Genomic DNA, 20,477 nt, shown 5'->3' with positions numbered 1-20,477 from the left:
GCCGGCGACGGATGGCCGACGGGGCTTCCACAGAGCCCAGACCTCACGATCCGCTCACATCCACCCCAGAATCTGCGTCGCGGCACGACAGCAGCACCCGCGGGGGTCCACACTCGTCCCATGGCCCTGCGCAGCATCGTGGCGGACGACGAGCCGGACATCCGCGACTTCATCGGCCACGTGCTCGAGCGCGCCGGTCACCGCGTGACGACCGCCGGGGACGGTGCCGAGGTCCTCGCCCACACGGCGACGGAGAGCTTCGACCTGGTCGTCGTCGACCACCACATGCCGCGGATGACCGGCCTCGCGGTCGCCGACGAGCTGCACCGCACCAGCCCGTCCACCAAGGTGCTCATCATGTCCGGCGACCTCGACGTCGGCGACGAGCACCGGCACTTCCTGCCGAAGCCGTTCAACCGGCGCGAGTTCCTCGCCGCGGTCGACACGCTGCTCGACCCCGGCCCGGGTACCGGGGCGGACTGAGCGGATCCGGCTACCGCCCCGTGGTGGAGAGAGCCAGCCCGGTGCCGGCGTCGAAGAGGTGGGCGCGGTCGAGGTCGACCGTCACCGAGACCCGCTCCCCCCGCGTGCCGGTCACGGTGGGCCTGGCCTTCACCTTCACCGTCTCCGACCCGACCTTCACGTCGACCACGGTGCGGTCGCCGAGCGGCTCGAGGCCGTAGAGCTCGCCGGCCAGCGCCGTCTCGCCACGCTTCTCGACCGACAGGTCCTCGGCGCGCAGGCCGAGGAGCAGCGGCCGTCCGTCCTCGGCGGTGGTCCACCGCGGTCGCGGCAGGGACCAGCCCTCCGCCCCGACCAGCCGGTCGCCCTCGGCCCGGCAGGCGAGCAGGCTGATGCGGGGGCTGCCGACGAAGCCGGCGACCCACTGGTTGGCGGGCCGCTCGTAGACCTCGGTCGGCGTGCCGACCTGCTGCACGCGCCCGTCCCTGAGCACCGCGATGTGGTCGGCCATCGACAGCGCCTCGACCTGGTCGTTGGTGACGTAGAGGAACGTCCCGCCGAGCGTGCGGTGGATCCGCGTGAGCTCGGTGCGCATCTCGACCCGCAGCTTGAGGTCGAGGTTGGTGAGCGGCTCGTCCATGAGGAACGCCCGCGGGCGACGGACCAGGGCGCGCGCCAGCGCGACACGCTGCATCTCACCGCCCGACATCTGCGCGGGACGGCGCTGCAGCAGCCGCTCGATGTGCAGCAGGGCCGAGACCTGCTCGACCGCGGCAGCGATGTCGCCGGAGGAGGCCTTGCGGGCCCGCAGCGGCGAGGCGATGTTGTCGTACGCCGTTCGCCGCGGGTAGAGCGCGTAGCTCTGGAAGACCATCGCGAGGTCGCGGGCGGCCGGGGTGTCGCCGGTCGCGTCGCGGCCGTCGAGGTGCACCGAGCCGCCGTCGAGCTTCTCGAGGCCGGCGATCGCCCGCAGGGTCGTCGTCTTGCCGGCGCCGGACGGACCGAGCACCACGAAGAACGAGCCGTCCGGCACGTCGAGGTCGACCCCGTCGAGGGCCTGCACGTCGCCGAACGACTTGCGCAGCCCGTGCGCTTCCACGGTCCCCATCAGGCCACCAGCTCTTCCGTGCTCGTGTCGTAGACCGGCGGGGTCCCGCCGGCGTGGCGCAGCCCGACCCGGTCGTCGGCGGCGAAGCGCACCGTCGGTGGCATCCGGACCCGTACGTCGGCCGCGCCGCCGTGGTCGACGACGTAGATGATCTCGTCGCCCAGCGCCTCGGCCGAGACGACCCGTGCCGGCACCGTCCGCTCCGCACCGGGTGCGGTCACCTCGAGCGCCTCCGGTCGTACGCCGGCGACGAGCGCACGGTCGCGCGGCAGCCCGTCCGGCGGCGTGAGCACGAGCCCGCCGGGCCCGTGGAGCACGCCCTCGGCCACCTGCACCTCGATGAGGTTCATCGGCGGGGAGCCGATGAAGGCGGCGCAGAACAGGCTGGCGGGCCGGTCGTACACCTCCAGCGGCGTGCCGATCTGCTCGACGCGGCCCTTGTTGAGGATGGCGATGCGGTGCCCGAGCGACATCGCCTCGACCTGGTCGTGGGTGACGTAGACCATCGTGGTCCCGAGCTCCGCCTGGAGGTGCTTGATCTCCGTGCGCATGTCGGCGCGCAGCTCGGCGTCGAGGTTGGTGAGCGGCTCGTCCATGAGGAACGCGCGCGGTCGGCGCACCAGGGCACGCGCGAGCGCCACGCGCTGCTGCTCGCCGCCCGACAGCCGATGGGGACGGCGGTCGAGCAGCGGCTCGAGCTGCATCATCCGTGCCGCCTCGTCGACCCGGGCACGCACCTCGGGCTCCGGGAGACCCTCGGCGCGCAGGGGGAACGCGAGGTTGTCCCGCGTGCGCAGGTGCGGGTAGAGCGCGTAGAACTGGAACACCATCGCGATGTCGCGCTGCGCCGGCGGGAGGTCGTTGACGAGCGTGTCACCGATGCGGATGTCGCCGGAGGTCTGCAGCTCCAGACCGGCCATCGCGCGCAGCGTCGTCGTCTTGCCGCAGCCCGACGGGCCGAGCATCACGAACAGCTCGCCGTCACCGATCGACAGGTCCACGTGCTCCACCGCGACGGTGCCGTCGGGGTAGCGCTTGTGCAGTGAGGTCACCTCGATGCCGGCCATCAGCGTCGCACCGCCCCGAGGGTCACGCCGGCCACGAGGTGCTTGCGCACGAGGTAGGCGAAGACCAGCACCGGCACCGCGAACACCACCGCGGACGCCGCGACCAGGCCCCAGTCCACGGTGGTGCCGCCGATCAGGCCGGCGATGGCGGGTGGCGCCGTCCGCACCTCCTGGCTGGAGGTCAGGAAGATGGCGAAGACGAACTCGTTCCACGAGAAGATCAGGGCGAAGACCGCGGTCGCGGCGATGCCCGGCACGAGCAGCGGCAGCGTGACGCGCCAGAACGCCTGCAGGCGGGTGTAGCCGTCGAGCATCGCGGCGTCCTCGTACTCCGCCGGCACCTCGTCGACGAAGCCCTTCATCATCCAGATCGTGAACGGCACGTTGAACGCGGCGTAGATGAGGACGAGGCCGAGCTTGGTGTCGATCAGCCCCAGCTCGCGGTACATCAGGAAGATCGGGATCACCACCACGACCGGTGGCATGAACCGGGTCGAGAGGATGAAGAACAGCTGGTCCTTCTTGGCCTTGAGCGTGAAGCGCGAGTAGGCCCACGCCGCGGGGACGCCGAGGAGGGTGGCCAGCGCGGTGGACGCCGATGCGACGATCACCGAGTTGAGCAGCGACCCCGACAGGTCGGAGCGCCCACCGCCGGGTGCGACGAACACGTCGCGGTAGTGGTCGAGCGTCACGTCGAAGCCGAAGAACTGCGCGGGAACGGCGTAGACGTCGCGGTTCTCCTTGATCGAGGTCTCGAACATCCAGACGACCGGGAAGAGCATCGCGACGGCCAGGGCCGTCAGCAGCACCACCTCGAGGATCGTGCGACCGCGGCCTCCGTGGCGGGCGACAGGTGGCGTGTCGCCGGTGGTCCCGGCCACGGGGACGGCCTCGTCGATCGAGATCGCCATCACCCCTCCTTGAGCTTGTTGAGGTAGCGCAGGTAGAACTGCGCGAGGACGATGACGACGAGGACCATGAGGATCCCGTACGCCGACGCGGTGCCTGTGTTGAAGCCGAGGAACGCGACCTTGTAGACGTGGAACGACAGCGTCTCGGTCGAGACCCCCGGCCCACCGTTGGTCAGGATGTAGACCAGGTCGAAGAGCCGGAACGCCTCGATCGCGCGGAACATGACGGCGATGAGGAGCAGCGGCCACACGAGGGGCAGCGTGATGTGCCGGAAGCGGAACCACTCGGACGCGCGGTCGATCGAGGCGGCCTCGTAGAGGTACTTCGGCACGGCGGTGAGGCCGGCCAGCGCGATGAGCATGATGAACGGCGTCCACTGCCAGGTGTCGACCACGATCAGCGACAGGAGCGCCGTGCGCTGGCGGGTGAGCCACTCGACCTGTCCGAGGCCGAGGGAGCCCAGCATGCTGTTGACCACACCGAACTGCGTGTCGAGCATGAAGCGCCAGAAGAGCCCGACGACGACCGGCGACAGCATCATCGGGACCAGGAACAACGTGGTGAGCAGCCCGCGTCCATGGGTACGCCTCGAGATCAGGTAGGCGATGCCGAAGCCCAGCACGGTCTGCAGCGCCACCGCCCCCGTGACGTAGACCAGGGTCGTCAGCGCCCGTTGCCAGACCTGCGGAGACGTGAGGACGTCGACGTAGTTCTGGAACCCGACGAACTCGGCCGGCACGTCACGCGTGGCGGAGTAGTCGGTGAAGGACAGGTAGAGCGCCCACAGCAGCGGGAACACCGACATCGTCAGCAGCAGCAGCATCGCCGGTGAGATGAACAGCAGGGCGAGCCGGCGGTCGGTGAGGCGGGGGGACCGCCCCGGTGCAGGGAGCGACGCCGCGGACGCCTCCTGCACCGGGTGGTCGGTCGTGGTGGTCATCGCCGTCAGCTCACAGCCCGCCACCGTCGGAGTCGAGCACCTGCTGCTGCTGCTCGGCGATGTCGTCGAGCGCCTCCTCGGGGTCCTTGGCCCCGTTGAGCGCGGCGTTCACGTTGGTGTTCTCGATGTCGATCAGCTGGGCGTACTCCGGCACGTTCCACATGTCGCGCATGCGGGACACCGAGTCGGCGTACACCTGGTTGAAGGGTCCGGCCTCGAGGAACTCCGGCGACTCGAGCGCGTCGGTGCGGGCGGGCACGCCACCGGCAGCGGCCCACTTCTTCTGGATGTCCTCCTGCTCGAACCACTTCATGAAGTTCAGCGCCTCGGCCTGCCGCTCAGAGGGGGCGTAGGCGGAGATGTGCATCCCCATGCCGCCGAGGGGCACCACGTCGGCGTCCTGCGTGGGCAGGGTGGCGAAGCCGAGCTTGTCGAGGATCTCGTCCTCGGTCTTGCCGAGGGTCGACTGGGCGGGGTCCACGAGGCCGCCGGCGGCGGCGATCCACTGGAAGGCGATGCAGGCCTTGCCCTGCGCCACGGCCGCGTTGACCTCGTCGATGAACCAGTTGCCCGAGCCCTTGGCGGTGAGCGGCTTCATCTCGTTGACCAGCACGTCCATCGCCTTCTGGCCGGCCTCGTCGTTGATGACGCCCTCGATGGTCTTGTCCTCGGCGTTCCAGAGGTTGCCCCCGTAGACACCGTTGACCGTGTTGTAGGTGACGGCCGCGGCGTCGGACCCGTTGGACTGGTGGAAGGCCAGCCCGCTGACGCCCGGGTTGTCCTCCTGGCACTGGGCGGCGACGTCGATCATCTCGTCCCAGGTCTTCGGCGGCTCGTCGCCGATGAGGTCCTTGCGGTAGATCATCGTCCAGGTGTCACCGAGGAGCGGCAGGCCGTAGAGGCTGGCGTCCTCGTCGCGCTGACCGGTCTCGGCCTGGGGGTACTGGCCGTACGCCGCGAGCAGGTAGGGGTCGTAGGCGTCGACCTCGATGTTCTCGTCGACGAAGTCCGTGAGGTCGAGGATGTTGCCGTTGGTGACCGCCTCGCCGATGTGCTGGGAGTCCAGGATCGGGATGTCGAAGTCGGTCTGCTTCGCGGCGAACTGGGTGAACATCGCATCGTGCCAGTTGGCGTTGGGGACCGTGTTGACCTCGATGGTCACGTTGGGCCGCTCCTTGGTGTACTCCGCGTTGGCGAAGTCCTCGAGCGCCTGGGCAGGCGGCCACTCGAACCAGATGAAGCTCAGCGTCAGGGGGTCGTCGGTCAGGTCGGGGATCGTGGCGGGCGCCTTGGCGCCGCTCGCCGCCGCCGCACCGCCGTCGCCGTCATCGCCACCGCCGCAGGCCGCGAGGGCCGTCGCCACCAGGATGGCGGCCGTGGCCAGGCGCGCCTGCCGGCCGGGGAGGGACCTGCGTCCCGCTCGCTCTAGGTACCGCATCTGCTTCCTGCTTCCTGCTCGGGATGGGTGGTCGGGTGGTGCTGGGCTGGTGCCGAGACGGTCGAGGCTGGTGGGGAGGTGGGGGGCTACCAGGACGTGGCGACGTACTGGGCCTCCATGAACTCGAGCAGTCCCTCGGTGCTGCCCTCGCGGCCGAGTCCGCTCTGCTTGGTGCCGCCGAAGGGGGCGGCGGGGTCGGAGACGAGCCCGCGGTTGAGCCCGACCATCCCGCTCTCGAGGCGCTCCGCGAGGCGGAGGCCGCGGGCGAGGTCGCGGGTGTAGAGGTAGCTGACGAGCCCGAGCTCGGTGTCGTTGACCACGGGCAGCAGGTCCTCCTCGCGCGCGAAGCGGACCACTGGCGCGACCGGCCCGAAGACCTCCTCGTGCAGGACCCGCGCGTCGAGGGGTACGTCGACCAGCACGGTGGGCGGGTAGAACGAGCCGGGGCCGTCCGGGACGCGGGCGCCGATCATGGCGCGGGCGCCGCGCCGGACGGCGTCGCGGACCAGGAGGTCGACCTTCCGGACGGCGTGGTCGTTGATCAGGGGGCCGCACTGGGTGGCCTCGTCCGTCCCCGGGCCGACCCGGATGGCGGCCATCCGGGCGATGAGGCCCTCGACGAAGGCGTCGTGGACCGAGTCGTGGACGTAGAAGCGGTTGGCGGCGGTGCAGGCCTGTCCGCCGTTACGCATCTTGGCGACCATGGCTCCGTCGAGGGCTGCGTCGACGTCGGCGTCGGCGAGGACGACGAAGGGGGCGTTGCCGCCGAGCTCCATCGCGCACTTGAGGACCTGGCCGGCCGCCGTGCGGAGCAGGACCCGGCCGACCTCGGTGGAGCCGGTGAACGACACCATGCGGGTGCGCCGGTCCGTCAGCATGGTCTCCACGACCGGGCCCGGCCGCGACGTCGTGACGACGTTGAGCACGCCGGCGGGCAGCCCGACCTCCTCCAGGAGTGCGGCCACGGCGAGCGCGGTCAGGGGCGTCTCGGCGGCCGGCTTGAGGACCGCCGTGCAACCGGCCGCGAGCGCCGGCGCGATCTTGCGCGTGGCCATCGCCGCGGGGAAGTTCCAGGGCGTGACGAGCACGCTGACGCCGACGGGCTGGTAGCTCACCATCAGCCGGTTGGCCCCACTGGGCGCGTGACCGACCTGGCCGCGCAGCCGCACGCCCTCCTCGGCGTACCAGCGGAAGAACTCCGCCGCGTAGGACACCTCGCCGCGGGCATCGGCCAACGACTTGCCGTTCTCGAGGGAGATCAGCAGGGCGAGCTCCTCGCTCCGCTCCTGCATCAGGTGGAACGCGCGCATCAGGAGGTCCGAGCGCGAGCGGGGCGACGTCGCGGCCCAGTCAACGGCTGCAGCGGCGGCGGCGTCGACCGCCGCGGCCGCGTCGTCGGTGTCCGCGTCCGCCACGGTGGCCAGGACGGAGCCGGTGGCCGGGTCGGCCACGTCCAGTCGGCGGCCGGCGCCGGCGGGGCGCCAGGTGCCCCCCACGAACAGGTCCGTCGGCACGTCGATGACGTCGGCGACCGGGCGCAGCACCTCGTCCACGACCGTCATCACGCACCTCCCGTCGCGGCGAGGCCGGTCGGGGTGGGCACGGCCTCGCGCAGCGCCGAGCGGTCACCGGCGTGGGCGGCGCGCACGATGTGCTCGAGCGCGTCCACGTCGAGCGGCCTCGGGTTGTTGGCGACCAGCCGTTCGGCACCTGCCGCCTGCTCGGCCGTCCACCGCAGCTGGTCCGCCGGGAGCCCGAGCTCGGCCAGGCTGGCGGGGATCCCCACCGAGGCCAGCAGGGCGGTCACGCGGTCGATCGCCTCGTCGGCGAGGTCCTCGGCCGACCACTCGCGGGACGCCCCCATCGCGACGGCCACGGCCGCCAGCTCGGGGACCCGGGCCGGTCGGTTGAACTCCATGACGTAGGGCAGGAGGGCGCCGACCCCCACACCGTGCGGGGTGTGCGTGAGGGCGCCGACCGGGTACTGGATGGCGTGCGCAGCCGCCGTACCGGCAGTGCCGAGGGCGAAGCCGCCGGCGGTCGCGCCGAGCATCATCGCCTCGCGGGCGTCGACGTCGCCGGGGGTGGACCACGCGCGGTGCAGGCTCCCGGCGATCAGGCGGACACCGAGCAGTGCGTACGTGTCGGTCAGCTCGTTCTTGCCGACGAAGACGCGCTCGGTGGCGAGCTCGGAGGTCACCGGCCGCCGGATCGCCGTGAAGGCCTCGACGACGTGGGAGAGGGCGTCCGCGCCCGCGCTCGCGGTGAGCGGGGCCGGACAGCCGACGGTCAGCTCCGGGTCGCAGACGGCGGCGTGCGGGATCAGGTAGGGGCTGGAGATCCCCACCTTGCTGATCCGGTCGGGGTCGGTGAGCACCGCCACCGGCGTGACCTCCGACCCCGTGCCCGCCGTGGTGGGCAGGGCGACGACCGGCACGACCGGCCCGGGCACCCTGAGCTCGCCGTAGTAGTCGGCGGGCGTCCCGCCGTGGGTCAGCAGCACGGCGACGGCCTTCGCCAGGTCGAGGCAGCTGCCCCCTCCCATCCCGACGACGACGTCGGGCTCCGCGGCCGCGGCGAGCTCGGCGCACCGGACGACCTGGTGCACGGGGACGTCCGGCTCGACCTCGGCGTACGACGTGACCTGCACGCCGGAGTCCTCGAGCAGGCGGACCAGGTGGGCGAACTCCGGGGTCGCCCCGAACCGGGCGTCGGTGCAGACCAGGGCGCGCGAGCCCAGTGCCGAGACGATCGTCCCGAGCGCATGGCGCTGCCCGGCTCCGAACAGGACCTGGCGCGGGCCGCGCAGGACACCGAGCAGGCTCATGGGTGCTCCGAGGGGAGGAGGGATGGGATCGGGACCGTGGAGGTGGCGGGGCGGCTGACCGGTGCTCTTGTCAGGGGACCCATTTCCTATACGATCCGATTGGTGCGAGAGCATGAGCCACGGCACCGGCCTCTGTCAACAGGTCCGGGCTCGACACGCGGAGAAGGGACCAGGACATGGACGAGGCGACGACGGGCCAGGCCAGCGGGCCGTGGTCCCCGCCCACCGGGGACGGGCTCCGCGTGGACCGCACGCGCGGCCGCCTGGCCGACGAGGTCTACGACACCCTCCTCGGGCAGCTGATGTCGCTCCACATCGAGCCGGGCTCGCGCGTGACGATCGACGCGCTGGCGCGCGAGCTGCGCGTCTCGCAGACGCCGATCCGCGACGCGCTCAACCGGATGGAGGCCGACGGTCTCGTCGTCCGGGTGCCGCACGCCGGCTACCGGATCCCCCCGCAGATCACGCGCGGGCGCTTCGAGGACATGGTGGAGATCCGCCTCCTCCTCGAGCCCGCCGCGGCCCGCCACGCGGCCGAGCGCGCCTCGTCCGAGCAGGTCAGCGGCCTGCGGCGGATGCTCGACGAGATGGCCGAGCTGGTCGAGGGGGACCGCCACGTCGCCTACGGCGCCTTCGGCCTCCGCGACGCCGCCTTCCACGACCTCGTCGCCGACAGCGCCGGCAACCAGGTGGTCCGCGAGGCGCTGGCGCGGCTGCACACGCACGTGCACCTCTTCCGGCTGTTCTACGACGCCGAGGTGACCTTCTTGGCGATGGGTGAGCACGAGGAGGTCCTGGGCGCGATCGCCGCCCGCGACCCCGACGCGGCGGCGTACGCCATGCGGCGCCACATCCTGCTCTCGCGCGACCGCTTCCGGCGGCTGTTCGACGAGTCCGAGGAGGTGGACCTGTCCGGCCAGGGTCTTGACGGGAGCCCGCGGTCGGCGGAATCCTAGGTCGACCGATCCAATCCGATCCGATGGGATCGATCGTCAGCCCGCCCGCCCCCTGAAGTGCGAGGAGATCCAGGTGCCCAGAGCACTGCTCATGACCGGCGACGCCGCCGAAGAGCTCGACACCATGTACCCCTACTACCGCGTGCAGGAGGGCGGCTGGGACGTGGACGTCGCCTCGCTGACGACGCGCGACATCCAGCTCGTGATCCACGAGTTCGACCCCAACTCCGACGCCTACGTCGAGAAGAACGGCCGCAAGCTGCCGGTGGACCTCACCTGGTCCGAGGTCGACGTCGAGCGCTACGACGCCCTGATCATCCCCGGCGGCCGCGCCCCTGAGTGGATCCGCGTCGACGCGGACGTGCGCCGCATCACCGAGCACTTCTTCGCCCGCGACCTGCCCATCGCGCTGGTCTGCCACGGCGCGCAGGTCCCGGCCGTCTACGGCCTGCTCAAGGGGCGCCGCACCGCGTGCTTCCCGCCCATCACCGGCGACATGGAGAACGCCGGCGCGACGGTCGTCGACGCTCCGGACTGCGTGGACGGGAACCTCGTCTCCTGCCGCGGCTGGCCCGACATGCCGCAGTTCGGCCGGGCCATGATGGAGGTCTTCGACAAGTCCATCGGCGACGCGTCGGCATGACCACCGGCTCCCGGGCGCCCTCAGCGGCGCGGTGACGGACCACCGCAGCGTCGAGGTCGCCGGGTCACCCGTGCACGTGCTCGACGTCGGGGCCGGAGCCGGGCGCACCGTGCTGATGCTGCACGGCTCGGGGCCCGGCACCACGGGCGCCGGCGCCTGGGCTGCGACCGCCGCTGCCCTCGCCGGGTCGCACCGCGTGGTGGCTCCGGACCAGGCCGGCTTCGGCGGCACGCCGCTGCCGCCCGGGACGTCGGGGGGCCTGCGGGTCTGGACGGAGCAGGCGGCCGGCCTCATGGAGGCCCTCGGCGAGACGTCGTACGCGGTCGTCGGCCACTCCATGGGTGGTGCGGTCGCCCTCGCCCTGGCAGCCGCCCGTCCGCGTCAGGTCGCGCGGGTCGTCGCGGTCGCGACCATGGGCGCTCCCGGTGCGCCGCTGTCCGCCGACCTCAACGCCGTGTGGGCTGCGGCTCCGGGCCGTGCCGGCGCCCGCGACATGCTGGGCCGACTCGTCCTCGACCAGTCACTGGTCACCGAGGAGGCGGTCGCCGCACGGGCGAGCGCGATGGAGGCCGGCGCGGAGTCGTTCGCGGCGATGTTCCCCGCGCCCCGCACCCGGTGGGTCGACGACCTGACGCTGTCGGCCACCACGCTGGCCGCCGTGCGCGCACCGGTCCTGCTGGTCCACGGGGCGCAGGACCGGCTGACGCCACTGCCGACGGCCGCGCTGCCGCTCCTCGACCACCTCGCCGACGTACGACTCCACGTCCTCGGCCGCTGCGGTCACGCGCCGCCGGTGGAGCAGCCCGCGGCGTTCCGGGAGCTGCTGGCGGGCTTCCTCGCCCCCGCCCTCAGGAGCCGATCAGAGGCCGATCAGAGGCCCATCAGAGGTTGATGGTGATGTCGGCGTCCTTGCGGAGGTCCTCCACCAGCGCCGTCGCGACCTTGCCGGTCTCCTGGCTCGACGCCTGCTCCTCGAGCTGGTCGCGCACCTGGGCGAACGGCGGGATCTCCTGGCCGCCACCGCCCGTGGCCGCCTGCTGCTCCTTGACCTGGTCGTAGAGCTTGCGCAGCTCCTTGTCGGTCGGCTCGACCGGACCGTTCTCGTCCTCGACGAGTTGCTCGACCATCGCCTGCGTCTTGACCTGCTGACGCGCCTGGTCGGCACTGACGCCCTGCGCCTCGACCGCCTCGAGCAGCTCGTCGGCGGTCTTCATGCCGTTCTGCTCGGCCAGGCTGGTGAGCTCGGCCTCGACGGCCTCGTCGGAGACCTCGAGTCCGCGGGACTCGGCCTCCTGGAGGAGCAGCTCGGTGTCGACGAGGTTGTCCGCGGTCTCCTTGCGGAGCGCCTCCTCGTCCGGGGCCTGGCCACTCATCTGCGCCTGGGCGGCCGCCTGCTGGAAGGCCGCCTCGTAGATCGGGACGAACTCCTCCTTGGTCACCTCCTCGCCGTTGACCTCGGCCACGACGTCGGGGATGGAGTCGAGGTCGGGCTGGGGGCCTTCGGCGGCGCCGTCCGAGGCACCGGCGGACGGCGACGCGCTCGACGAGGCGTCCTTGGCGGCGTCCGTGCCGGCGTCGGAGTCGGAGTCGGAGGAGCCCGAGCCGCCGCAGGCGGAGAGGGTGAGGACGGCGGCGACCGAGAGGGCGCCGAGTGCCGTGCGCGCGCGCGTGCTGAAGAGGGAGGTCATCGTGGAAGTCATCGCACCCGACGGTACGCACCCAACCTGAGCGCCGTCCTCAGGGTTCTCAGGTCGTGGCCGCCGTCACAGGCCGTCGAGGGAGTCGGGTACGACGAGGGCGTCGGGGTCCTGGCGCACCGGGAGCTGCGCGAGCGCCGTGCGCACGAGCGTGAGACGGGCGGCCACCGTGACCTTCTGGCGCAGCCGGCCCACTCCCGTCTCGCCGAGCGTCTGCTCCACCGCCTCCGCGATCTGGGCGTCGGTAAAGGTGGGACGGGTGCCGGCAGGCACCTCCACGTCGGGCAGCGCGATCAGCACGGGCAGCACCTGGCTGCCGACCGCCTCGAGGAGGTGGTAGCGGTCGATCTTGCTCATCGACTCCCACGCCTCCTCGCCCTTGGCGCGGCGGCCGACCTTGCCGCCGGCCACGATCTTCGCGGCGGCGGTGACGGCGACGGTCAGCTCGTGCTCGGTGAAGCGCATAGGACCAGCATGCCTGACCGGCCGGACGGCTCAGTAGTGCGCCGTCATCACGTGCTTGATGCGCGTGTAGTCGTCGAAGCCGTACCCCGACAGGTCCTTGCCGTAGCCGGAGGCGCCGAAGCCGCCGTGCGGCATCTCGGAGACGAAGGGGATGTGGGTGTTGACCCACACGCAGCCGAAGTCGAGCTCGCGGGTGAGTCGGTCGGCGACGCCGACGTCGCGGGTCCACACGCTGGCAGCGAGTCCGTAGGGCACGCCGTTGGCCAGCGCGACCGCGTCGGCCTCGTCGTCGAAGGACTGCACCGTGAGCACCGGGCCGAAGACCTCCTCCTGCACGATGCGGTCGTCCTGGCGTACGCCGGTGACGACGGTCGGCGCGAAGAAGAACCCTGCGTCACCGTGCCGGCTCCCCCCGGTGCGGACGGTCGCGTGGTCGGGCAGCTCGGCCAGGAACGCCTCGACCTTCGCGAGGTGGCTCGCGTTGTTGAGCGGCCCGTAGTCCGCCTCCTCGTCCGACGGCGCGCCGGGCGACGTGCCCTCGGCCGCCTTCACGAGCAGGTCGACGAGCTCGTCGTGGACGCTGCTGTGCGCGATGACGCGGGTGGCGGCGGTGCAGTCCTGGCCGGCGTTGAAGTAGGCCGCCGCGGCGATCAGCTCCGCGGCGCGAGGCAGGTCGGCGTCCGGCAGCACGACGACGGGCGCCTTGCCGCCGAGCTCGAGGTGCACCCGCTTCAGGGACTTGGCCGCCGACAGCGCGACCTCGGTGCCCGCCCGGACGGAGCCGGTGATGGCGACCAGGCCGGGCGTCGGGTGCTCGACGAGGTAGCGGCCGGTGGAGGCGTCGCCGTTGACGACGTTGAGCACCCCGGGCGGCAGCACGGCGCCGGCGATCTCGGCGAGCAGCACGGTCGAGCGGGGGGTGGTGTCGCTGGGCTTGAGCACGACCGTGTTGCCGGCGGCGAGGGCGGGAGCGATCTTCCAGATCGCCATCGCGAACGGGTAGTTCCACGGCGTCACCTGTCCGACGACGCCGATGGGCTCACGGCGGATCGCCGAGGTGTGCCCCTCGAGGTACTCCCCCGACGACTTGCCCTCCAGCAGCCGCGCGGCGCCGGCGAAGAACCGCAGCTGGTCGACGCCCTGGTCGACCTCCTCGCTCGCGATGTAGCGCACCGGCTGGCCGGTGTCGCGGGCCTGCACCGCGCTGATCTCGTCGCGTCGCCCGACGATCGCGGTGGCGAGGTCGAGGAGGTACGCCTGCCGCACCCCGGGGGTGAGCCGCTTCCACGTGGTCGACGCGCGCTCGGCAGCGGCGTACGCCCGGTCGACCTCCTCGTGCGTCGAGATCGGCGAGCGTCCGTCGGGCTTGCCGGTCACCGGGTCGACGAGGTCGATGAACTCGCTGGTCGCCGACGCCACGAGCTCGCCGTCGATGAAGTTGCGGACCGTCTGGTCGGTGGGCTCGGTCATGGGGGACTCCTCCGGTGCTCAGGCGACGTAGATCTTGCGGATGGTCTCGCGGACGACCCAGGTGGTGCGCTCGCCGGCTCGCAGGCGTACGACGCTGCCGGGCGTGAGGTCCACCTGCTCGCCGTCGTCGTCGAAGGACACCGTCCCCGAGCCGGACAGCACGACGAACACCTCGTCGACCTCGACGTCGGTCGCGGTGCCCGGCGTCATCTCCCACACGCCGACCTCGACCCCGGAGACCGCGGCGAGCGCGCGCGAGCCGGCCTCGGGGGCGCCGTCGACGACGGTGCCGGGGTCGAGCGGAGTGGTCGGCACCGTGGCGGCGACGTCCAGGACACGGGTGGTCTCGCGGGTCATGTCCAGCATCGTCCCCAGCGGGACGGGACGCGCGGCCCGACGATCTGTCGTCACTTCGCCCGCCCGCGCAACAGTTCGTCTGCCACGAGCGCGACGTGCAGCGAGACCCGGACGTCGGGGTCGTCGAGGTCGGCGTCGAGGACCGCCTCGATCCGCGCCAGCCGGTCGTAGAAGGCGGCCCGCGACAGGTGCAGGCTGGCGGCCGCCTCGGTCTTGCTGGACGGGTGCTGCAGCAGCGCGCGCAGGGCAGCGAGGAGGGCGGTGCGCGACCCGTCGGCCCGGTCGTGCTCCTGCAGCGGCCCGAGCTCGCGCTCGACGAAGAGCCGGACGCGCTCGTCCTCGCCGAGCAGCGCCAGCAGGCCGCGCAGGTGCAGGTCGGCGAGCCGGTGCACGTCGGGGTCCTGCTCGCGCCGTGCCTGCGGTGCGGCGTCGGCGACCTGCCCGGCCTCCGCGACCGTGCGGGCGACGCCGGTGCGGTCGGGAGCGGTGCGGCCCGCGGCGACGACGACGTCGTGGTGCGCCAGCACGCGTGCGGCCAGCCGGTCGACGAGCTCGTCGGCGTCCGCGCCGGGCGTGGTGGAGACGAGCACCCGCAGGTCGCGCTCGACCTCGCACACCAGCGCGGGCACCCGCAGCGCGTGCGCCGCGCGGACGACCGTGGCGGCCACCTCGTCCAGGTCCACCGGCGCCACGGTGCCCACCCGGCCCCGGACAACCACGCCGGTGAGGCTGCGGCGGTGGACCGGGAAGCCGGCCAGCTCGCAGCGACGTCGTACGTCGTCGGAGGCGGGGTCCTCTGCCAGCCCGGTGAGCAGCTCGAGGTGCGTGCGCCGCATGAGGGTGCCGCGATCGCGGTCGTGCAGCCGGTGCAGCGCGAGGGCGGACGCGGCGCGCTCGGCCACGGCGACCAGCCGCTGCGACGGCGCCTGCGGCGAGCCGATGACCAGCCGGCCCCACGCCCGGTCGGCCGTGCCGAGCCTGGTCACGAGCCAGCCGTTGGCGGCGTCCCAGCCGGTGCGTCCGGCGACCTCGACGCGGCGCGAGCGCGCGGGCCAGCCGGCGAGGAAGCCGTCGTCCTCGTCGGGCCCGGCGAAGTAGTCGAGCGGCCGGTGCTGGGCGTTCTCCACGACCACGGGGGCGTCGGCGAGGCGTTGCACGGCCCGGAGGACCTCGACGGGGCTGGCCAGCTCGTTGCTGAGCTCGGTGAAGGTCTCGTGCACGCGCTGCGCCTCGCGCAGCTCGGCGAGCTGCTGGTCGACCACGCGCTCGCCGATCTCCTGCGCGAGCGCCGCGAAGCGGGTCTCCCGGGCCAGCACGACCAGGGGCAGGCCGTGCCGCTCGCAGGCGTCGACCAGGGCGTCGGGCAGCGCGGACTCCCAGCGTCGGCCGAGCTCGACCACCACGCCGGCGCTGCCGACGTCGGCGAGCTCGTCGACGAACGACACCAGGCCGGCCGCGTCGGTGTCGCCCGGGAGGCCGGTGCCCATGGTGAGCAGGAGGTCGCCCGCTCGGAGCAGCTGGCGCACGTCGGGTCGCTCGGTGGCGTGCACCCAACGGATCGCCCGGTCCGTCCCGGAGGCACCGGCGAGCACCTCCGGAGCGGCGCGGCGGAAGGTGGGGAGCTCCAGCGCCTCACGGAGCGTCACCCCCGGCGTCACGTCGACCACGGCGCCCAGCCTACGCGCGCACGGGGTGACGAAGTGTCCGGCCGCTGCGCCCGATGCCGACGATCCGACACCCACGGCGCGGTCGTACGACCAGCAGGATGAGCCGCATGACCACCTCAGCTCCCGTCGAGATCGTGCACTGGGTCGACGGCTCGCCCCTGACCGGCTCCCCCACCGGCTGGGCCGACGTGACTAACCCTGCCAGCGGCCGGGTCACCGGTCGCGTCGCGCTCGCGAGCGAGGGCGACGTCGCCGAGGTCATCGCCGCCGCGTCGCGCGCCGCCCGGAGCTGGGGCACGACGTCGCTCGCACGTCGGACGCAGGTGCTCTTCTCCTTCCGCGAGCTGCTCAACGCGCGCAAGGACGAGCTCGCCGCGATCATCACCGCCGAGCACGGAAAGGTGCACTCCGACGCGATGGGCGAGATCGCCCGCGGCCTCGAGGTGGTGGAGTTCGCGTGCGGCATCTCGCACCTGCTCAAGGGCGGCCACAGCGAGGAGGCCTCGACCGGCATCGACGTGCACTCCAAGCGGGTGCCGCTCGGCGTGGTCGGCATCATCAGCCCCTTCAACTTCCCCGCGATGGTGCCGATGTGGTTCTTCCCCATCGCCATCGCCGCCGGCAACACCGTCGTGCTGAAGCCGAGCGAGAAGGACCCCAGCGCTGCCGGCTGGATCGCCGCCCTGTGGCAGGAGGCCGGGCTCCCCGACGGCGTCTTCAACGTGCTGCACGGCGACAAGACCGCCGTCGACGCACTGCTCACCAGCCCCGACGTGCAGGCCATCAGCTTCGTCGGCTCCACGCCGATCGCGGAGTACGTCTACGAGACCGCGAGCCGGCACGGCAAGCGCGTCCAGGCCCTCGGCGGCGCGAAGAACCACATGGTCGTGCTGCCCGACGCCGATCTCGACCTCGCGGCGGACTCGGCGGTCAACGCGGGGTACGGCAGCGCGGGCGAGCGCTGCATGGCGATCAGCGTGCTCGTCGCGGTCGACCCGATCGGCGACGAGCTCGTCGCCCGGATCGCCGACCGCACCCGCACGCTGCTGATCGGCGACGGAGGGCGCGACGCGACCGGCGGCGAGAAGGAGGCCGACATGGGTCCCCTCGTGACGAAGGCCCACCGCGACCGGGTCAGCTCGTTCATCGACTCCGGCGAGGCCGCCGGCGCGAAGGTGGTCGTCGACGGACGCGACGTCGCCGCCCGTGGCGGCGAGGAGGGCTTCTGGCTCGGCCCGACGCTCTTCGACGAGGTCACCCCCGACATGGACATCTACCGCGAGGAGATCTTCGGGCCTGTCCTGTCGGTGGTCCGCGCGACGTCGTACGAGGAGGCGGTCGCGCTGGTCAACGCCAACGAGTACGGCAACGGCACCGCGGTCTTCACCAACGACGGTGGTGCGGCCCGCCGCTTCGAGGCCGACGTGACCGTCGGGATGATCGGCGTCAACGTGCCCGTCCCGGTGCCGGTGGCCTACTACTCCTTCGGCGGCTGGAAGCGCTCGCTCTTCGGCGACACCCACGCCCACGGCACCGAGGGCGTCCACTTCTTCACCCGCGGCAAGGTCGTCACCACCCGGTGGATCGACCCCGCCAACCGCCCCGAGGGCGGCCTCGAGCTGGGGTTCCCGCGCAATGACTGAGACGACCACCCGCTCCGACCTGTCCAGCACGTACGACGCCGCCCGGGCCTACGAGCTCGACCGCGCGCACGTCTTCCACTCCTGGTCGGCCCAGGCCGAGATCAGCCCGATGGTGGTCACCCGCGCCGAGGGCAGCCACGTCTGGGACGGCGCCGGGCGGCGCTACCTCGACTTCTCCTCCCAGCTGGTCTTCACCAACCTCGGCCACCAGCACCCGCGCGTCGTCGCCGCGATCAGGGAGCAGGCCGAGCACCTGTGCACGATCGCCCCGGCCGTGGCCAACGGCACCCGGTCCGAGGCGGCGCGGCTGATCGCGAGCCACACCCCCGGCGACCTCGACCACGTGTTCTTCACCAACGGCGGTGCCGACGCCAACGAGCACGCCGTACGCATGGCACGGTTGCACACCGGACGGCACAAGGTGCTGACGACCTACCGCAGCTATCACGGCGGCACCCACCTGGCCGTCAACATGACCGGCGACCCGCGCCGGTGGGCCAGCGACCACGGCTCGGCCGGCACGGTGCACTTCTTCGGCCCGTTCCTCTACCGCAGCGCCTTCCACGCGACCACCGAGGCCGAGGAGTGCCAGCGGGCGCTCGAGCACCTCGAACAGGTCGTCGCGCTCGAAGGACCGGCGACCGTCGCCGCGATCGTGCTCGAGGCCATCCCCGGCACCGCCGGGATCATGGTCCCGCCGCCGGGCTACCTCGCCGGCGTGCGGGAGATCTGCGACCGCCACGGCATCGTGCTGGTCGCCGACGAGGTGATGTCCGGCTTCGGCCGCGCGGGGCGGTGGTTCGCCGTCGAGCACGGCGAGGTCACGCCCGACCTGCTCACCTTCGCCAAGGGCGTGAACTCCGGCTACGTCCCGCTCGGCGGCGTGGCGATCAGCGACGCGATCCACGCGACCTTCGCCCACCGGACCTACCCCGGCGGGCTCACCTACTCCGGCCACCCGCTGGCGTGCGCCGCGGCGGTGGCGACGATCCGCGCGATGGAGGACGACGACGTCGTCGGCCGCGCCGACCGCCTCGGTGCCGACGTGCTCGGCCCCGGCCTCCGCGAGCTCGCCGACCGGCACGAGTGGATCGGCGAGGTGCGCGGCACCGGCGCGTTCTGGGCGATCGAGCTGGTGAGCGACCGGGAGACCCGCGCGCCGCTGGCCCCCTACGGCGGCTCGAGCCCCGAGGTGGCGGCGGTCGTGAAGGGCTGCCAGGAGCGCGGGATGCTGCCCTTCGTCAACTACAACCGCATCCACGTCGTGCCGCCGCTCACCACCACCGACGAGGAGGCGCGCGAGGGTCTCGCGATCCTCGACGCGGCCCTGGCCGCGGCCGCCGGCTGACGCCCGACGACCGGTGACCGCCCATCGCACCGCCTACGAGCGGTACGCCCCGGACCCGCGGCTCGTGACGGAGTCGCTGGCCGACAGCGCGCCGGCGGTCTTCTGGCTCGACGACGTCGGCGCAGCGCCGGCGTACGACCCGCTGACCGCTGCGACCCCCGCCGACCTCACGGTCGTCGGCGGCGGCTACCTCGGCCTGTGGGCGGCCGTCCACGCCAAGCGCCGCGACCCCGGCCGCCGGGTGGTGCTGCTGGAGGCGCAGACCGTCGGGTGGGCGGCGTCGGGGCGCAACGGCGGCTTCTGCGAGGCGTCGCTGACGCACGGCGAGGACAACGGCCGGTCACGCTGGCCCGAGGAGCACGACGTCCTCGAACGCCTGGGCGCGGCCAACCTCGACGCCTTCGAGGCCGACGTCCGCGACCTCGGCCTGCCCTGCGAGTGGGAGCGCACCGGCGCGCTGTCGGTCGCGGTCGAGGACCACCAGGTCGACTGGCTGCGTGACTCGCCTGCCCACCCCGACCAGCACTTCCTCGACCGCGAGGAGGTGCGGGCCGCGATCGACAGCCCGCTCTTCCTTGCCGGCGGCCTCGCGCCCGACACCACTGCCCTGGTCCACCCGGCACGTCTGGCGCTCGGCCTGGCGCGGGCGGCCGCGGACCTCGGCGTGGAGGTGCACGAGCACTCGGCCGTGACCGCGATCCGGCGCGAGGGCGACGTCGTCGAGGTGGCTACGGACCGCGCGAGCGTGACGTCGGACCAGGTCGTGCTTGCGACCGGCGTCTTCCCCGCCCTGCTGCGCCGCAACCGGCTGATGACCGTGCCGGTCTACGACTACGTGCTCGTCACCGAGCCGCTCACCGCCGACCAGCTCGCCTCCATCGGCTGGGCCGGTCGGCAGGGGCTCGGCGACCTCGCCAACCAGTTCCACTACGCCCGGCTGACCGCCGACGACCGCGTGCTGTGGGGCGGGTACGACGCCGTCTACCCCGCGGGCGGTCGCCTGCACCCACGCCACGAGGACCGGCCGGAGAGCCACGAGCGCCTGGCCTCCCACTTCCTCGCGACCTTCCCCCAGCTCGAGGGGGTCCGCTTCACCCACCGCTGGGCCGGCGCCATCGACACGTCCACGCAGTTCGCCGCGTTCTACGGCACCACGCACGGGGGCCGGGTCGCCCATGCAGCCGGCTTCACCGGGCTCGGTGTCGGCGCCACCCGCTGGGCGGCCGAGGTGCTGCTCGACCTCCTCGCCGGTTTGCCGACCGAGCGCACGGAGCTGCGGATGGTGCGTGAGCGCCCGCTCCCCTTCCCGCCGGAGCCGCTCGCCTCGGCCGGCATCAACCTCACCCGCTGGTCACTGGACCGCGCCGACCACCGGGAGGGGCGGCGCAACGGCTTCCTGCGCGTGCTCGACCGGGCAGGACTGGGGTTCGACTCCTGAGCGGCCGAGCCCCTGACCCACACTCCGGTCAGGGGCTCG

Annotated in this window: 19 protein-coding genes; 7 read left to right on the top strand and 12 right to left on the bottom strand. The window is 72.7% G+C overall.

Features of this window, described 5'->3' with window-relative positions; translation table 11 throughout:
• Nucleotides 1–120 precede the first annotated feature (120 nt).
• The gene (locus ACFQW6_RS15950) at nucleotides 121–483 is read left to right on the top strand and encodes a response regulator (RefSeq protein ID WP_378547258.1); all 363 of its coding nucleotides are present in this window, start codon (nucleotides 121–123) and stop codon (nucleotides 481–483) included.
• 10 nt (nucleotides 484–493) lie between these two features.
• On the opposite strand, the gene ACFQW6_RS15945 is transcribed toward ACFQW6_RS15950, so the two are convergent.
• The 7 genes from ACFQW6_RS15945 to ACFQW6_RS15915 all read right to left on the bottom strand — a co-directional run bounded on the left by ACFQW6_RS15945 (nucleotide 494) and on the right by ACFQW6_RS15915 (nucleotide 8,754).
• Nucleotides 494–1,570, bottom strand: coding sequence for an ABC transporter ATP-binding protein (locus ACFQW6_RS15945; protein WP_378547255.1), 1,077 nt, complete (start codon nucleotides 1,568–1,570; stop codon nucleotides 494–496).
• On the bottom strand, nucleotides 1,570–2,637 hold the full coding sequence (locus tag ACFQW6_RS15940) for an ABC transporter ATP-binding protein (protein WP_378547252.1): 1,068 nt from the start codon (nucleotides 2,635–2,637) through the stop codon (nucleotides 1,570–1,572). The genes ACFQW6_RS15945 and ACFQW6_RS15940 overlap by 1 nt, the downstream gene beginning before the upstream one ends.
• Entirely contained in the window at nucleotides 2,637–3,548 is a 912-nt protein-coding gene (locus ACFQW6_RS15935; RefSeq protein WP_378547249.1) for a carbohydrate ABC transporter permease, read from the bottom strand. Before ACFQW6_RS15935 ends, ACFQW6_RS15940 begins: the two co-directional genes overlap by 1 nt.
• On the bottom strand, nucleotides 3,548–4,489 hold the full coding sequence (locus ACFQW6_RS15930; RefSeq protein ID WP_378547247.1) for a carbohydrate ABC transporter permease: 942 nt from the start codon (nucleotides 4,487–4,489) through the stop codon (nucleotides 3,548–3,550). Before ACFQW6_RS15930 ends, ACFQW6_RS15935 begins: the two co-directional genes overlap by 1 nt.
• Before the next feature lie 10 nt (nucleotides 4,490–4,499).
• Nucleotides 4,500–5,927: an extracellular solute-binding protein gene (locus ACFQW6_RS15925; protein WP_378547244.1), complete on the bottom strand. Its 1,428-nt coding sequence runs from the start codon at nucleotides 5,925–5,927 to the stop codon at nucleotides 4,500–4,502.
• A gap of 86 nt (nucleotides 5,928–6,013) precedes the next feature.
• Nucleotides 6,014–7,489, bottom strand: a complete 1,476-nt coding sequence (locus ACFQW6_RS15920; RefSeq protein WP_378547599.1) for an NAD-dependent succinate-semialdehyde dehydrogenase — start codon at nucleotides 7,487–7,489, stop codon at nucleotides 6,014–6,016.
• The gene (locus tag ACFQW6_RS15915) at nucleotides 7,489–8,754 is read right to left on the bottom strand and encodes an iron-containing alcohol dehydrogenase (protein WP_378547241.1); all 1,266 of its coding nucleotides are present in this window, start codon (nucleotides 8,752–8,754) and stop codon (nucleotides 7,489–7,491) included. Before ACFQW6_RS15915 ends, ACFQW6_RS15920 begins: the two co-directional genes overlap by 1 nt.
• Before the next feature lie 176 nt (nucleotides 8,755–8,930).
• Between ACFQW6_RS15915 and ACFQW6_RS15910 the strand changes: the two genes are divergently transcribed.
• From ACFQW6_RS15910 to ACFQW6_RS15900, 3 genes are all read left to right on the top strand, one after another.
• Complete coding sequence (locus ACFQW6_RS15910) at nucleotides 8,931–9,710, top strand: GntR family transcriptional regulator (RefSeq protein ID WP_378547238.1); 780 nt, start codon at nucleotides 8,931–8,933, stop codon at nucleotides 9,708–9,710.
• Nucleotides 9,711–9,783: 73 nt separating this feature from the next.
• Nucleotides 9,784–10,353, top strand: a complete 570-nt coding sequence (locus ACFQW6_RS15905; protein ID WP_378547234.1) for a DJ-1/PfpI family protein — start codon at nucleotides 9,784–9,786, stop codon at nucleotides 10,351–10,353.
• Between the two features lie 31 nt (nucleotides 10,354–10,384).
• Nucleotides 10,385–11,245 (top strand): alpha/beta fold hydrolase, encoded by an 861-nt coding sequence (locus ACFQW6_RS15900; protein WP_378547231.1) that lies wholly within the window; start codon nucleotides 10,385–10,387, stop codon nucleotides 11,243–11,245.
• Here the strand turns inward: ACFQW6_RS15900 and ACFQW6_RS15895 are convergent.
• The 5 genes from ACFQW6_RS15895 to ACFQW6_RS15875 all read right to left on the bottom strand — a co-directional run bounded on the left by ACFQW6_RS15895 (nucleotide 11,235) and on the right by ACFQW6_RS15875 (nucleotide 16,009).
• Nucleotides 11,235–12,053: a SurA N-terminal domain-containing protein gene (locus ACFQW6_RS15895; protein WP_378547229.1), complete on the bottom strand. Its 819-nt coding sequence runs from the start codon at nucleotides 12,051–12,053 to the stop codon at nucleotides 11,235–11,237. The two genes, ACFQW6_RS15900 and ACFQW6_RS15895, sit on opposite strands and share 11 nt — an antisense overlap.
• Nucleotides 12,054–12,116: 63 nt before the next feature.
• Complete coding sequence (locus tag ACFQW6_RS15890; protein ID WP_378547227.1) at nucleotides 12,117–12,515, bottom strand: hypothetical protein; 399 nt, start codon at nucleotides 12,513–12,515, stop codon at nucleotides 12,117–12,119.
• Nucleotides 12,516–12,545: 30 nt separating this feature from the next.
• On the bottom strand, nucleotides 12,546–13,985 hold the full coding sequence (locus ACFQW6_RS15885) for a gamma-aminobutyraldehyde dehydrogenase (RefSeq protein WP_378547225.1): 1,440 nt from the start codon (nucleotides 13,983–13,985) through the stop codon (nucleotides 12,546–12,548).
• Nucleotides 13,986–14,003: 18 nt separating this feature from the next.
• Nucleotides 14,004–14,342, bottom strand: coding sequence for a cupin domain-containing protein (locus ACFQW6_RS15880; RefSeq protein ID WP_378547222.1), 339 nt, complete (start codon nucleotides 14,340–14,342; stop codon nucleotides 14,004–14,006).
• A 50-nt stretch (nucleotides 14,343–14,392) separates the two neighbouring features.
• Nucleotides 14,393–16,009 (bottom strand): PucR family transcriptional regulator, encoded by a 1,617-nt coding sequence (locus ACFQW6_RS15875; RefSeq protein ID WP_378547219.1) that lies wholly within the window; start codon nucleotides 16,007–16,009, stop codon nucleotides 14,393–14,395.
• 107 nt (nucleotides 16,010–16,116) lie between these two features.
• Between ACFQW6_RS15875 and ACFQW6_RS15870 the strand changes: the two genes are divergently transcribed.
• From ACFQW6_RS15870 to ACFQW6_RS15860, 3 genes are read left to right on the top strand one after another with little or no spacing between them, the layout of a single operon-like run.
• The gene (locus ACFQW6_RS15870) at nucleotides 16,117–17,652 is read left to right on the top strand and encodes a CoA-acylating methylmalonate-semialdehyde dehydrogenase (RefSeq protein ID WP_378547216.1); all 1,536 of its coding nucleotides are present in this window, start codon (nucleotides 16,117–16,119) and stop codon (nucleotides 17,650–17,652) included.
• A complete protein-coding gene (locus tag ACFQW6_RS15865; protein WP_378547213.1) occupies nucleotides 17,645–19,000 on the top strand; it encodes an aspartate aminotransferase family protein in 1,356 nt (451 codons plus the stop codon). Before ACFQW6_RS15870 ends, ACFQW6_RS15865 begins: the two co-directional genes overlap by 8 nt.
• Nucleotides 19,001–19,013: 13 nt before the next feature.
• Nucleotides 19,014–20,438 (top strand): NAD(P)/FAD-dependent oxidoreductase, encoded by a 1,425-nt coding sequence (locus ACFQW6_RS15860; protein WP_378547209.1) that lies wholly within the window; start codon nucleotides 19,014–19,016, stop codon nucleotides 20,436–20,438.
• Nucleotides 20,439–20,477: the final 39 nt, after the last annotated feature.

This window comes from Nocardioides sp. GCM10028917, assembly GCF_042666175.1.
Lineage (GTDB): Bacteria > Actinomycetota > Actinomycetes > Propionibacteriales > Nocardioidaceae > Nocardioides.
Note: the sequence above shows the minus strand (reverse complement) of the source record. Positions and strands in the feature narration are given on the sequence as shown.